The 12,951-nt window shown below is 71.5% G+C and carries 10 protein-coding genes; 5 read left to right on the top strand and 5 right to left on the bottom strand.

Annotated features, from left to right (window positions below; genetic code table 11):
* Window positions 1–75: 75 nt before the first annotated feature.
* Window positions 76–1,893: an aspartate--tRNA ligase gene (gene aspS / locus IG86_RS0101545; RefSeq protein ID WP_030817289.1), complete on the bottom strand. Its 1,818-nt coding sequence runs from the start codon at window positions 1,891–1,893 to the stop codon at window positions 76–78.
* A 156-nt stretch (window positions 1,894–2,049) separates the two neighbouring features.
* On the opposite strand from aspS, the gene IG86_RS0101540 reads away from it, so the two are divergent.
* Window positions 2,050–4,215 (top strand): ATP-binding SpoIIE family protein phosphatase, encoded by a 2,166-nt coding sequence (locus IG86_RS0101540; protein ID WP_030817287.1) that lies wholly within the window; start codon window positions 2,050–2,052, stop codon window positions 4,213–4,215.
* 47 nt (window positions 4,216–4,262) lie between these two features.
* The gene (locus IG86_RS0101535; RefSeq protein ID WP_030817285.1) at window positions 4,263–5,342 is read left to right on the top strand and encodes an AI-2E family transporter; all 1,080 of its coding nucleotides are present in this window, start codon (window positions 4,263–4,265) and stop codon (window positions 5,340–5,342) included.
* 70 nt (window positions 5,343–5,412) lie between these two features.
* Here the strand turns inward: IG86_RS0101535 and IG86_RS0101530 are convergent, their stop codons facing one another.
* The 3 genes from IG86_RS0101530 to IG86_RS0101520 form a co-directional block, all read right to left on the bottom strand.
* The gene (locus IG86_RS0101530; RefSeq protein WP_030742353.1) at window positions 5,413–6,408 is read right to left on the bottom strand and encodes a pirin family protein; all 996 of its coding nucleotides are present in this window, start codon (window positions 6,406–6,408) and stop codon (window positions 5,413–5,415) included.
* 238 nt (window positions 6,409–6,646) lie between these two features.
* On the bottom strand, window positions 6,647–7,609 hold the full coding sequence (locus IG86_RS0101525) for an ArsR/SmtB family transcription factor (RefSeq protein WP_030817282.1): 963 nt from the start codon (window positions 7,607–7,609) through the stop codon (window positions 6,647–6,649).
* A gap of 36 nt (window positions 7,610–7,645) precedes the next feature.
* Window positions 7,646–8,104: an SseB family protein gene (locus IG86_RS0101520; RefSeq protein WP_030894114.1), complete on the bottom strand. Its 459-nt coding sequence runs from the start codon at window positions 8,102–8,104 to the stop codon at window positions 7,646–7,648.
* 229 nt (window positions 8,105–8,333) lie between these two features.
* Between IG86_RS0101520 and IG86_RS0101515 the strand changes: the two genes are divergently transcribed.
* On the top strand, window positions 8,334–10,160 hold the full coding sequence (locus IG86_RS0101515) for an acyl-CoA dehydrogenase (RefSeq protein WP_030894111.1): 1,827 nt from the start codon (window positions 8,334–8,336) through the stop codon (window positions 10,158–10,160).
* Between the two features lie 175 nt (window positions 10,161–10,335).
* Window positions 10,336–11,064: a hypothetical protein gene (locus IG86_RS0101510; RefSeq protein WP_030817276.1), complete on the top strand. Its 729-nt coding sequence runs from the start codon at window positions 10,336–10,338 to the stop codon at window positions 11,062–11,064.
* A gap of 146 nt (window positions 11,065–11,210) precedes the next feature.
* Here the strand turns inward: IG86_RS0101510 and IG86_RS45675 are convergent, their stop codons facing one another.
* Window positions 11,211–11,474 (bottom strand): helix-turn-helix domain-containing protein, encoded by a 264-nt coding sequence (locus tag IG86_RS45675; protein ID WP_469999756.1) that lies wholly within the window; start codon window positions 11,472–11,474, stop codon window positions 11,211–11,213.
* 146 nt (window positions 11,475–11,620) lie between these two features.
* Here IG86_RS45675 and IG86_RS0101505 point away from each other — a divergent pair, with 146 nt between their 5' ends.
* Window positions 11,621–12,913: a M18 family aminopeptidase gene (locus tag IG86_RS0101505; RefSeq protein WP_030647744.1), complete on the top strand. Its 1,293-nt coding sequence runs from the start codon at window positions 11,621–11,623 to the stop codon at window positions 12,911–12,913.
* The last annotated feature ends 38 nt before the right edge of the window (window positions 12,914–12,951 follow it).

Raw genomic sequence — 12,951 nt, 5'->3', positions numbered from 1 at the left:
CAGGGCACCACCACACGGAAGGGCCCGGGGGCATCGCCCCCGGGCCCTTCCGCATGGCTACGTGCCGACTGCCGCTTAGCGCGCGGCGTCCGGGTGGACGGACTCGGTGACCGGCTTGGCGTCGGCCGCCTTCGTCTCCACCGGCTTGCGCAGGGCGATGTTCAGCTCGCGCAGGCGGGCCTCCTCCAGCACCGTCGGCGCACCCATCATCAGGTCCTGAGCGTTGCCGTTGAGCGGGAAGGCGATGGTCTCGCGGATGTTGGGCTCGTCGGCCAGCAGCATCACGATGCGGTCCACGCCCGGGGCGATGCCACCGTGCGGCGGGGCGCCGAGGCGGAACGCGCGCAGCATGCCCGCGAACTCCCGCTCGACGGTCTCGGCCTCGTAGCCGGCGATCGCGAAGGCCTTCAGCATGACCTCGGGCTCGTGGTTGCGGATGGCGCCGGAGGACAGCTCGATGCCGTTGCAGACGATGTCGTACTGCCAGGCCAGGATGTCGAGCGGGTCCTTCTCCTCCAGGTCCTTCATGCCGCCCTGCGGCATGGAGAACGGGTTGTGGGAGAAGTCGATCTTGCCGGTCTCCTCGTCCTTCTCGTACATCGGGAAGTCGACGATCCAGCAGAAGCGGAAGACGTTCTCCTCGAAGTGGCCGGCGCGCTTGGCGGCCTCGACCCGGACCGGGCCCATGATCTTGGAGACCTCGTCGAACTCGCCCGCGCCGAAGAACACGGCGTGGCCGGGGACCAGGCCCAGGCGCTCGGTGAGGACCTTGACGTTCTCCTCGGTGAGGAACTTCGCGATCGGGCCGGTCAGCGCGCCGTCCTCGCCGACGCGGACCCAGGCCAGGCCCTTCGCGCCGAGCGAGATCGCGTACTCGCCGAGGCCGTCGAAGAACTTGCGCGGCTGGGCGGCGGTGTCCGGGACGGCCAGGGCGCGCACGTGCTTGCCGGCGAACGCCTTGAACTCCGAGCCCTCGAAGACGTCGGTGATGTCGACGAGCTCCAGCTTGGCGCGCAGGTCGGGCTTGTCGTTGCCGTACTTCAGCATCGACTCGCGGAAGGGGATCCGCGGGAACGGCGAGGTGACCTCGCGGCCGTTGCCGAACTCGGTGAAGAGCTCGGTCATCAGGCGCTCGATCGGCTGGAAGACGTCCTCCTGCTCGACGAAGGACATCTCGACGTCGAGCTGGTAGAACTCGCCCGGCGAGCGGTCGGCGCGGGCGTCCTCGTCGCGGAAGCAGGGCGCGATCTGGAAGTACCGGTCGAAGCCGGAGATCATCAGCAGCTGCTTGAACTGCTGCGGGGCCTGCGGCAGGGCGTAGAACTTGCCCGGGTTCAGGCGGGACGGCACCACGAAGTCACGGGCGCCCTCGGGGGAGGTCGCGGTGAGGATCGGCGTCGCCATCTCGTTGAAGCCGAGGGCCACCATCTTCGAGCGGATCGAGGCGATGACCGCCGACCGCAGCATGATGTTGCGGTGCATGCGCTCGCGGCGCAGGTCGAGGAAGCGGTACTCCAGGCGGCGCTCCTCGTTCACACCGTCGTCGGTGTTGATCGTGAAGGGGAGCGGGGCGGCGGCGCCGAGCACCTCGACGTCGGAGACCTCGATCTCGATCTCGCCGGTCGGCAGGTCCGGGTTCACGTTGTCCGTGCCGCGGGAGACGACCTTGCCGTCGATGCGGACGACGGTCTCCTTGGAGACGCTGCTGAGGGCCTCGTTCGCGGCGGTGCCGGGGCGGGCGACCAGCTGCGTGATGCCGTAGTGGTCGCGCAGATCGATGAAGAGGATGCCGCCCAGGTCTCGACGGTTGTGCAGCCAGCCGCTCAGTCGGACGTCGGCGGCGACGTCAGAGGCGCGGAGCTCGCCGCAGGTGTGGGACCTGTACCGATGCATCAGTCATCCAGTTCTACGCGATACCAGGGTGGATTCAACCGTCCCAAGGTTACCGTCCGGGACGGTGGCGGGTCGGGCACTGTCGTCCACCTGCGCAAAGCGGGCCGACAATGCGCGAACAGGCACGTACCGGATGCGACCTGTAAAGATGACCGGGTGCGCACCGAGGATGTCCTGGCCGCCGTCGCGACGGGTCTGTGGAGATGGGACAACGCCTCCGGGACGGTCTCCCTCGACGGGGAGGCCGCCCGGCTCCTCGGGCTGCCCGCCGAGCCGGTGGTCCTGCCGGAGGTCGCCGTACGGTCCCGTTTCCACCCGGTGGACTGGAACGAGATCAACGGGATCGTGAACCTGGCCGTCGCCGAGGGCACCCTCGCCGAGGCCCGGCTGCGGATCATGGACGTGGACGGCCGCGTCCTGCGGACCGTGCGCAGCCGCTCCAAGCCCCTGGAGAGGTGGTCGGCCGACGGGAGCCTGGACTACGAGCTGATCGGCACCATCCAGGAGATCGCCGAGCCCCAGCCGGGCACCACCGCCGTCCACACGCCCATCACGGGCGACTGGCGGCGCTCGCGCGAGGCCTTCCTGCTGGACGCGGGCCGGGCGCTGGCGGAGGCCCGGTCCACGGCGGAGGTGCTGCGGGTCGCGGCCTCGCTGTCCATGCCGGGCTTCAACCCCGACGGGCTCGCCGTCTTCGGCGTGGCCGGGGACCGGCTGTCCGTCATCGGGCACCACGGGCACGACGCAGGGGACGAGGGCCCCTTCACGGACATGCTGCTGGAGACGGACTACCCGGCCGCGGAGGTCGTCCGGACCGGCCGGGCGATCTACCTGCCCACCCCCGAGGACTACAAACGGCGCTTCCCGGCCACCTGGCCGCTCGCTCAGCGCTTCGACCGGGTGTCCTGGGCCTTCCTGCCGCTGATCGTCGCCGGACGGACCATGGGCGCCTGGATGGCCGCCTTCAAGCAGCCGGCGTCCTTCTCGCCCGACGAGCGGTCCGTCCTGACGACCGTGGCCCGGATGCTGGCCCAGGCGCTCCAGCGGGCCGGGGTGGCCGAATCCGAGCGGGAACTCACCACGGGCCTGCAACGGTCGATGATGCCGCAGCTCGGCCCGGAGATCCCCGGCATGCGGATCGCCGCACGCTACGTCCCCACCGGCGGCGGCCTCCAGGTCGGCGGCGACTGGTACGACATGATCCCGCTGCCGTCGGGCCGGTTCGCGCTGGTCATCGGCGACGTGCAGGGCCACGACGTCCGGGCGGCCGGCCTGATGGGCCAGCTGCGGATCGCCGTACGGGCGTACGCCTCCGAGGGGCACCGGCCGGACGCGGTGCTCTCGCGTGCCTCCCGCTTCCTCGCCGGGCTGTGCGCCTCCCAGGAGTCCCCCGCGGAGGAGGACCCGGACGCGCAGAGCCCTCGGTTCGCGACCTGCCTGTACGTGGAGTGCGACCCGGAGACCGGAACGCTGGAGGTGGCCCGCGCCGGCCACCCCGACCCCGCGGTGCGGATGACCGACGGCACGGTGCTGATGCGGCCCACCGCCGGCGGGCTCCCCCTCGGGATCGTCCCCGACACCGACTATCCGACGACCCGGTTCACGCTGGAGCCCGGCGAGACGATGATGCTGTGCACCGACGGGCTCATCGAGACCGGCGGGCACGACCTGGACACCGGCTGGGCCCGGCTGCGCGCCGTCCTGGAGGCCGACACGCATGAGGCCGGCGGCCATGAGCCCGGACACCTGGAGACGCTGGCGGACCTGCTGGTGCAGGCCGTGCACGGGCCGTCCTCGCACCACACCACCGGCCCGCTCGCCGACCGCCGCGAGGACGACATAGCCGTGGTCCTGCTGTGCCGCGAGGGCGCGGGCTGCGGCTGCGGCACCCTGCCGGCGCACCCGGTCCGCCCGGCCCGCCGCACGATGCTGACCGTGGCCCAGGCGGAACCGGAACGCATCGCCGGCGCGCGCCGGCAGGTCCGGGAGCTGCTGCACGACTGGGCCGACGAGGAACAGGTCGACTCGGCGGTCCTGATGGTCTCCGAGATGGTCACCAACGTCCTCATGCACACGGACGGCGACGCCCTGCTGGTCGCGGAGGCGGTGGGCGAGCTGGGCGAGCGCCGGCTGCGCGTGGAGGTCGCGGACTCCAGCGACGAACTCCCGCACAAGCGGCACCCGGGCGAGATGGCCTCCAGCGGCCGCGGGGTGCTGCTGACGGAGATGCTGGCCGACGCGTGGGGCGTGGACCCGCGCGGTGAGGGCAAGTCGATCTGGTTCGAGCTGTACGAGCAGTCCAAGCGGCCGGACGCCCCCTAGGGCGGTACGGCCGGGGCCGCCGCGGCGCCCCGTGGTTGGATGACGCCGTGCCGAACTCCCTGCTCCCCGAACCGGTGCGGCGGCTCGCCGCCTGGTGCGCCGTCGTCCTGCTGGTCACCGCGGTCCTCGCCGTCGGCGTATGGCTGTGCACCGTCTTCCAGACCGCCGTCACGCCCGTACTGCTGGCCGTGCTCGGGACGGCCCTGCTCGGGCCGATGCACCGGCGGCTGGTGGGCATGGGCGTGAACCGGTCGCTGGCCGCGGTGCTGACCTGCCTGGCCGTGGTCGCCGTCGTCGGCGGGGCCTCGTACGTCGTCGTCCTCGCGCTCATCGAGACCGGCGACCAGATCGTCGACGCGCTGCGGCGGGCCGGCCAGACCCTCGCCGAGCACTTCGGGGCGGTGGGCACCTCGCTGGAGGACATCACCTCGAACTCCAAGGACCTGCTGGCGAAGTTCGGCGGCACGGCCGCTTCCGGCGTGGTCGCCGGACTCAGCGTGGTGGGCTCCATGCTGGCGATGGTCCTGCTCGCGATGGTGCTGATCTTCTTCTTCCTGCGCGACTCCGACCGGGCCGTGGGCGCGCTGCGCTCGATCGTGCCGAGCCGCTCCGGCGACCTGATGGAGGCGATGGGGCGGCGCGCCTTCGAGGCCGTCGAGGGCTTCATGCGCGGCACCACCTTCGTGGCCCTGATCGACGGCGTGCTGATCGGAGCGGGGCTGCTGGTCCTCGACGTGCCGGGCGCGCTGGGTCTGGCCGCCCTGGTCTTCGTGACGGCCTACATCCCCTACCTCGGCGCCATCCTCTCGGGCGCCGTCGCGGTCCTGGTGGCCTTCGCCGACCGCGGCTGGGTCATCGGCCTGTGGGCGCTGGGCCTGGTGCTGCTGGTCCAGATGATCGAGGGGTACGTGCTGCAGCCCGTGGTGCAGAGCCGCACGGTGCAGATGCACCCGGCCGTGGTGATGCTGGCCATCACCGCCGGGGCGAGCGTCGCCGGCATCCTCGGAATGCTCCTCGCGGTCCCCCTGACCGCGGCGCTCTTCGGCGTGATCTCGGAACTGCGCGCCCGCTACGCCGACGCCGAGGCGGAACCGGGTGCGCAGCCGCAGCCCGTGGAGCCCGCCTGACGGGAAGCCGACAGCGGCACGGGCCGCGCCCCCGGTCCGGGGGCGCGGCCCGTGCCGCTGTCGCGGGGCGTCAGTCCTGCGCGGCCTCGCCCGTGCCGCGGTGGCCGAGGCCCGTGCGGGCCGTGGTGGGGATGCGGCCCAGGCGGCCCGCCTGGAAGTCGTCGAAGGCCTGCTGGAGCTCGTGCTTGCTGTTCATGACGAACGGCCCGTAGTGCGCCATCGGCTCCCGGATCGGGCGCCCGCCGAGGAGGACGATCTCCAGGTCCGGGGCGTTGGAGTCCTGGGACTCGTCCGCCCGCACCGTGAGCGATCCGCCCTCGCCGAAGACGGCCGTCTGCCCGGTGTGCAAGGGGCGGCGGTCCTCGCCGACCGACCCGCGCCCGGCCATCACGTACGCCAGGGCGTTGAAGTCCTCGCGCCACGGCAGGGTGATCTGCGCTCCGGGCGCGACGGTCGCGTGGATCATCGTGATGGGCGTGTGGGTGATGCCGGGGCCCTCGTGGCCGTCGAGCTCACCCGCGATGACGCGGAGCAGGGAGCCGCCGTCGGGGGTGGACAGCAGGGTGACCTTGCCGCCGCCGATGTCCTGGTAGCGCGGGGGCATCATCTTGTCGGAGGCCGGCAGGTTCACCCACAGCTGGAGGCCGTGGAAGAGCCCGCCGCTGACGACGAGGGACTCCGGCGGGGCCTCGATGTGCAGCAGGCCCGAACCGGCGGTCATCCACTGGGTGTCGCCGCCGTTGATGGTGCCGCCGCCGCCGTTGGTGTCCTGGTGGACGAAGGTTCCGTCGATCAGGTACGTGACGGTCTCGAAGCCGCGGTGCGGATGCCAGGGAGTGCCCTTCGGCTCGCCCGGCGCGTACTCCACCTCGCCCATCTGATCCATCATGATGAACGGGTCGAGGTACTGGTAGTTGATCCCGGCGAACGCGCGCCGCACCGGGAATCCCTCACCCTCGAACCCACTCGGAGCGGAGACGACGGCCAGCACCTTGCGCGGGACGACCGCCTGCGGCTCGGCCACGCGCGGAAGCGTCAACGGGTTCTCAACAGTCACTGCGGGCATGGTCAGGACCTCCTTCTGATCCGAGTTTAGTTGAAACTCGAACTTTCTGCCACACCCCCGACAACAGAGTGGCCCCCGGGGGCATTCCCCGAGGGCCATTCCCGCTCCGACCTGCGTGTCCCGACCGGCCCGCCTCCTCGTGACGGGGCGGGGGACTCCCCCGTGGGTCCCCCGCCGCACCGATACTGCGGGCCGGGGGCGGGGGCGGCGATCCTTTCGGGCAGGGCCGAAGCGTCGGTCAGCCGCCGCTGTGGAGGAGGTCCGCGCCCAGGCCCGTCACCGAGTGCAGGACCGCCTTGCCGTCGCGCTCGGTGGTGATCAGGCCCGCCGCGCGCAGGGTGCGGGTGTGTTCGGACACCGAGGGGAGGCTGATGTCGAGGTCCCGGGCCAGCTCGGTGGTCGTGCGCCGCTGCACCAGCCTCTGGAGCACCGCCGCCCGGGTCCGGCCGAGCAGCGCGTCGAGCGCGCCTTCGACCGGGCCGGGGGAGGTCAGCGGCAGCGGGGTCAGCGCCGGGTAGAGCAGGACGTGCGGCCCGTCCGGGTGCTCGGCCACCAGCGGGCGGCCCGTCCAGAACGGCGAGGGCATCAGCACGAGCCCGCGCCCGCCGAGGCGGACCTCGTAGTGCGGCGGGCGGTCGACCTCCAGGACGGTGCCCGACCAGGCGGCGTCCGGGTGCGTACTGGCCAGGCAGGCCCTGATTCCGTGGGCGGCGAGCAGCCGGGTGCGCCAGGCGACGTCCGCCTGGAAGGACTGCCTGATCCGGGCCCAGTACGGGGCCACCACGCCCTCGTGGGCCGCTGTCAGCGCGCCGTCGAGCTGGTTCCACGCCTCACGGTCCCGGCCCCACAGCGCCCGCAGCCAGGTGTCCGGCCCGGGTGCCCGGGCGGCGGCGCGGGCGAACTGTTCGCCGGTCAGCAGCGGCGCGGCCGCCCGTACGGCGGCCAGGCCCTCCTCCAGGGTGCGGGCGTACGGCTCGACGAACTGCGGGTTGTCACCGTCGGGGCGCAGCAGGTCCAGCAGGGGCCGCACCTGCTGTGGGCGGAGCTCCTGGCCGACGCGCGCCCGCCAGCGGCCGAAAACCGCCGCCTCGTCGGTCCGCTGCCAGGCCACCATCGCCATGGCCAGCTCCACCATCGGCAGCGGCCCGCCGGCGAAGGTGACGTTGAACAGGTCCTCGACCGTGAAGTGCACCCTCAGCATCGCGCCCGCCCCCCACGTGGCTACGGCGTACGGCGATCAGCCGTACATGCGGCGCATGGCGAAGTCGACCATCTGCTCGACCGCCTTGGCGTCGAAGACCATCCGGTGGTCGCCCTCCATGTCGAGGACGAAGCCGTATCCGGTCGGCAGCAGGTCGATCACCTCTGCGCCGGTGATGACGAAGTACTTGGACTCCTTGCCGGCGTACCGGCGCAGCTCCTTGAGCGTGGTGAACATGGGGATGACCGGCTGCTGCGTGTTGTGCAGCGCCAGGAACCCGGGGGTCTCGCCGCGCGGGCAGTAGACATTCGAGGTGGCGAAGACCTGCTGGAAGTCCTCGGCGGACATGGACCCCGTGGTGAAGGCCCGTACGGCGTCCGCGAGGGAGGGCGGGGACGGCTCCGGGTACAGCGGCGGCGCCTGCTGCGCGTAGCCCTGCGGGGGCTGCTGCGCGTACTGCTGCTGGGCACCCGGGTTCTGGTCGTAGCCGTACATGCGGCCCACCCTACCGAGCGGGCGGCCCCATACCGGCCGGTACCGGCCACCACCGCCCGGCGGGGGCCCTTGCCGGACGGATCCCGCGCCTTCGGCACCCCGCGCGAGCTTGACCCTGGTCACACTGCGGACCGGAGGGTTGCCGTTATTACCCGCGGGTAGCATCATGACGTTACCGATTGGTATGTACGAGGAACCTGTCTCCCCGAGCCTTAACGGAGCCGTCGCCATGGGGCACTACAAGTCGAATCTCCGCGACATCGAGTTCAACCTCTTCGAGGTGCTCGGCCGCGACCAGCAGTACGGCACCGGTCCGTTCGAGGAGATGGACACCGAGACCGCCAAGAGCGTCCTGTCCGAGATAGCCCGCCTCGCCGAGAACGAGCTGGCCGAGTCCTTCGCGGACGCCGACCGCAACCCGCCCGTCTTCGACCCGGCGACCAACACCGCGCCGGTTCCGGCCTCGTTCAAGAAGAGCTACAAGGCCTTCATGGACTCCGAGTACTGGCGTCTGGGCATCCCGGAGGAGATCGGCGGCACCGTCTCCCCGCGCTCCCTCGTCTGGGCCTACGCGGAGCTCCTGCTCGGCTCGAACCCGGCCGTGTGGATGTACTCCTCCGGCCCGGCCTTCGCCGGCGTCCTCCACGAGGAGGGCAACGAGGCGCAGAAGAAGATCGCGCAGATCGCCGTCGAGAAGCGCTGGGGCTCCACCATGGTCCTCACCGAGCCGGACGCCGGCTCGGACGTGGGCGCCGGCCGCACCAAGGCCGTCCAGCAGGAGGACGGCTCCTGGCACATCGAGGGCGTGAAGCGCTTCATCACCTCCGGTGAGCACGACATGGAGGAGAACATCCTCCACTACGTTCTCGCCCGCCCCGAGGGCCACGGCCCGGGCACCAAGGGCCTGTCCCTCTTCCTCGTCCCGAAGTTCCACTTCGACTGGGAGACCGGCGAGCTGGGCGAGCGCAACGGCGTCTACGCCACGAACGTCGAGCACAAGATGGGCCTCAAGGCCTCCAACACGTGCGAGATGACCTTCGGCGACCAGCACCCCGCCAAGGGCTGGCTGATCGGCGACAAGCACGACGGCATCCGCCAGATGTTCATGATCATCGAGTTCGCGCGCATGATGGTCGGCACGAAGGCCATCGCCACGCTCTCCACCGGCTACCTGAACGCGCTGGAGTACGCCAAGGAGCGCGTGCAGGGCCCGGACCTGGCGAACTTCATGGACAAGACCGCGCCCAAGGTCACCATCACGCACCACCCCGACGTGCGCCGCTCGCTGATGACGCAGAAGGCGTACGCCGAGGGCATGCGCGCCCTCGTCCTCTACACCGCGACCGTCCAGGACGAGATCCAGGTCAAGCAGGCCGCCGGCGAGGACGCCTCCTCCCTCATCGGCCTGAACGACCTGCTCCTGCCGATCGTGAAGGGCTACGGCTCGGAGAAGTCCTACGAGCAGCTCGCGCAGTCCCTGCAGACCTTCGGCGGCTCCGGCTACCTGCAGGAGTACCCGATCGAGCAGTACATCCGCGACGCGAAGATCGACACCCTGTACGAGGGCACCACGGCCATCCAGGGCCAGGACTTCTTCTTCCGGAAGATCGTCCGCGACCAGGGCGCCTCGCTGAACATCGTCTCCGAGACGATCAAGAAGTTCCTGGCCGAGGCCGTCGGCGGCGAGGAGCTGGCCGGTGCCCGCGACGCGCTCGCCAAGGCCGCCGTGGACCTCGAGGGCATCGTCGGCCAGATGATCGTCGACCTCACCGCCACCGGCGAGGACGTCAAGAACATCTACAAGGTCGGCCAGAACACCACCCGCCTGCTCATGGCCTCCGGCGACGTGGTCGTCGGATACCTGCTGCTCAAGGGCGCCGCCGTGGCCGCCGAGAAGCTGGCGACGGCCTCCGCGAAGGACGTCCCCTTCTACACCGGCAAGATCGCCGCCGCGAAGTTCTTCGCCGCGGAGGTCCTCCCGGGCGTCTCGGTCCAGCGCCGGCTCGCCGAGTCCGTCGACAACTCCCTCATGGAGCTCGACGAGGCCGCCTTCTAGGAGGCGCCGCCCCCGCCCGTGGCACCGCCGCCACCACCGGCACCGCCACGCCGCACACGCACAGCGGCCGGGTCCCCCGCACAGGGACCCGGCCGCTGCCGCGTGCACGGGCCCTGACCGGCGCCCTGTACTGCGGCTTTCCCCGATGTCAGTCGTTCATGGGACGCTCGTAGGCATGAGTCCACAGGATCAGCACGGCAGCAGGGGGTACTCCGTCCCCACCGGGCGGCCGTACGCCCTCAAGGAGCTGCAGGCGAGCCTGGGCAGCCTCGGCGACCACCTGCGCGAGCTCTACGACGGCGCCCACCCCGCCGAGTACGACACCATCGCCGACGCGCTGTACGTGGCCTTCCAGACGGCCGCCGGACTGGCCCCCGCCAAGAGCTACACCGGCTGCCCCGAACACCCCAACGGCGCCCTCGACCCCGAGGCCCCCGAGGGCTGGGGCCGCTGCCTCATCTGCAACGACCGCCGACGCCTCGGACAGCGCCACCGCGGCGGCCCCGGAGCCGCCCCCGCCGGCGAGCAGCGCCGCCTGGGCTACCCCGTACCGGACGGCCCGTACACGCTCCAGGCGCTGCGCGCCCACCTGCGCACCGTCGAGGACCAGCGGTTCCACCTGGGCCTGTCCTCCCCCGCCGAGGACTTCGTCCGCATCGCCGACGACCTGCACCGCGCCTTCATCGTGGCCCGCGAGCTGTCCCGCCCGCGCAACGCCTCGGGCTGCTCCGAGCACCCCGGCGCCCCCATCGACCCCGACGCGCCCCCCGGCGAGGCCTGTATCTTCTGCGCCGGACGCAGGAGACGCGCGCAGCGCTCCCCGCAGACCCCGGAGATGCTCCCTCGCATCCGCCGGGGCGAGCGCAGGCAACTGCAGCGCAGATTCGACCGCCCGCCCGGCTGAGAACCAGCGGGAGTGCCTCCTCGCGCGGGCGCGGAGCCGGTTCTCCCGGCAACGCGCCCGGTCCGGCCATGACGAACAGGAACCCGACCCTCGTTAAGGTGAACCACTCGGCTTCCTCCCCTCCCTGACGGAGGGGATTCCCACACTCACGCGTGAGGGTCCCGTTGCGCCACGGACCGCCCCGACCGAGAGGAGGACTCACGATGAGGTCTGACACCCGCTCCACGGGCGGCAACAGCCGGCCCGGCGGCCGCACGTCCGGTCGCGGCGTTCCCGTCCCGGTCGTGAGCGGCCCCCCAAACCGGGCGCATCGGCCACAGCCACCCGAACGTCCACGACAGTTCCACGGCCTGCGCGTCCGTCGGATAGAAACGGTACTTGCACGACCGCTGCGCGGAAGGAACACCCACACCGCCGACGCTACGGTCGGTCACGATCCGAACACCAGCACAGGTCACAGCCTCACGCTTCGGCAATCCGCCGCGGCGAGGCTCCGAGCCGGAACTGCGTTTCCTCACCCGGCTGAAGCCGGGGGCTTCCACACAAGGGAAATACGATGAGCTCTCCCGCCCGCTTCGACCGCGGCCACACCGACGATCTGATGACCTTCCTGACGGCCAGTCCGTCGCCGTACCACGCCGTGGCCAACGCGGCCGAGCGGCTGGAGAAGGCAGGCTTCAGGCAGTTGTCGGAGACGGACGCCTGGGATTCGGGCACCGGGGGCAAGTTCGTGCTCCGCGGCGGCGCGCTCATCGCCTGGTACGTCCCCGAAGGCGCCGCGGCCCACACCCCGTTCCGCATCATCGGCGCCCACACCGACTCGCCGAACCTGCGGGTCAAGCCGCTGCCCGACACGGGCTCACAGGGCTGGCGGCAGATCGCGGTCGAGATCTACGGCGGGACCCTGCTCAACACCTGGCTGGACCGGGACCTGGGCCTGGCCGGCCGGCTGACCCTGCGCGACGGCACCGAGCGCCTCGTCAACATCGACCGGGCGCTGCTGCGCGTACCCCAACTCGCCGTGCACCTGGACCGGTCGGTGAACAGCGACGGCCTCAAGCTCGACAAGCAGCGGCACATGCAGCCCATTTGGGGCCTCGGCGAAGCGCACGAGGGCGACCTCATCGCCTTCCTGGAGGAGGAAGAGGGCCTGGAACACGGCTCGGTGGCCGGCTGGGACCTGATGGTCCACTCGATCGAGCCGCCCGCCTACCTGGGCCGCGACCGCGAGCTCGTGGCCGGCCCCCGGATGGACAACCTGCTGTCCGTGCACGCGGGCGTCGCCGCGCTGGCCGCCGTCTCCGGCGCCGAGAAGCTCGACCACATCCCGGTGCTGGCCGCCTTCGACCACGAGGAGAACGGCTCGCAGTCGGACACCGGCGCCGACGGCCCGCTGCTGGGCAACGTGCTGGAACGTTCAGTCTTCGCGCGCGGGGGCACCTACGAGGACCGCGCCCGGGCCTTCGCCGGCACCATCTGCCTGTCCTCCGACACCGGGCACGCCGTGCACCCCAACTACGGTGAGCGGCACGACCCCACCCACCACCCGCGGGCCAACGCCGGCCCGATCCTGAAGGTCAACGTCAACCAGCGGTACGCCACCGACGGCAGCGGGCGCGCGGTGTTCGCCGCCGCGTGCGAGCGGGCCGGCGTCCCGTGGCAGACGTTCGTCTCCAACAACTCGATGCCGTGCGGCACGACGATCGGCCCGATCACGGCCGCCCGCCACGGCATCCAGACCGTGGACATCGGCGTCGCGATCCTCTCGATGCACAGCGCCCGCGAGCTGTGCGGCGCGGACGACCCGTACCTCCTCGCCAACGCCCTGGTGGCCTTCCTGGAGGGCTGACCCCCCGGGAAGCCCACCAGGAAGGCGGGTGCGCCCGG

It is taken from the genome of Streptomyces virginiae (genome assembly GCF_000720455.1).
GTDB classification, from domain to species: Bacteria; Actinomycetota; Actinomycetes; order Streptomycetales; family Streptomycetaceae; genus Streptomyces; species Streptomyces virginiae.
Note: the sequence above shows the minus strand (reverse complement) of the source record. Positions and strands in the feature narration are given on the sequence as shown.

Coding starts and splice junctions, on each gene's coding strand:
- IG86_RS0101530 (WP_030742353.1), bottom strand. CDS start 6,408: ATGCCCGCAGTGACTGTTGAGAACCCGTTGACGCTTCCGCGCGTGGCC.
- IG86_RS0101515 (WP_030894111.1), top strand. CDS start 8,334: ATGGGGCACTACAAGTCGAATCTCCGCGACATCGAGTTCAACCTCTTC.
- IG86_RS0101510 (WP_030817276.1), top strand. CDS start 10,336: ATGAGTCCACAGGATCAGCACGGCAGCAGGGGGTACTCCGTCCCCACC.
- IG86_RS0101505 (WP_030647744.1), top strand. CDS start 11,621: ATGAGCTCTCCCGCCCGCTTCGACCGCGGCCACACCGACGATCTGATG.
- IG86_RS0101520 (WP_030894114.1), bottom strand. CDS start 8,104: ATGTACGGCTACGACCAGAACCCGGGTGCCCAGCAGCAGTACGCGCAG.
- aspS (WP_030817289.1), bottom strand. CDS start 1,893: ATGCATCGGTACAGGTCCCACACCTGCGGCGAGCTCCGCGCCTCTGAC.
- IG86_RS0101525 (WP_030817282.1), bottom strand. CDS start 7,609: ATGCTGAGGGTGCACTTCACGGTCGAGGACCTGTTCAACGTCACCTTC.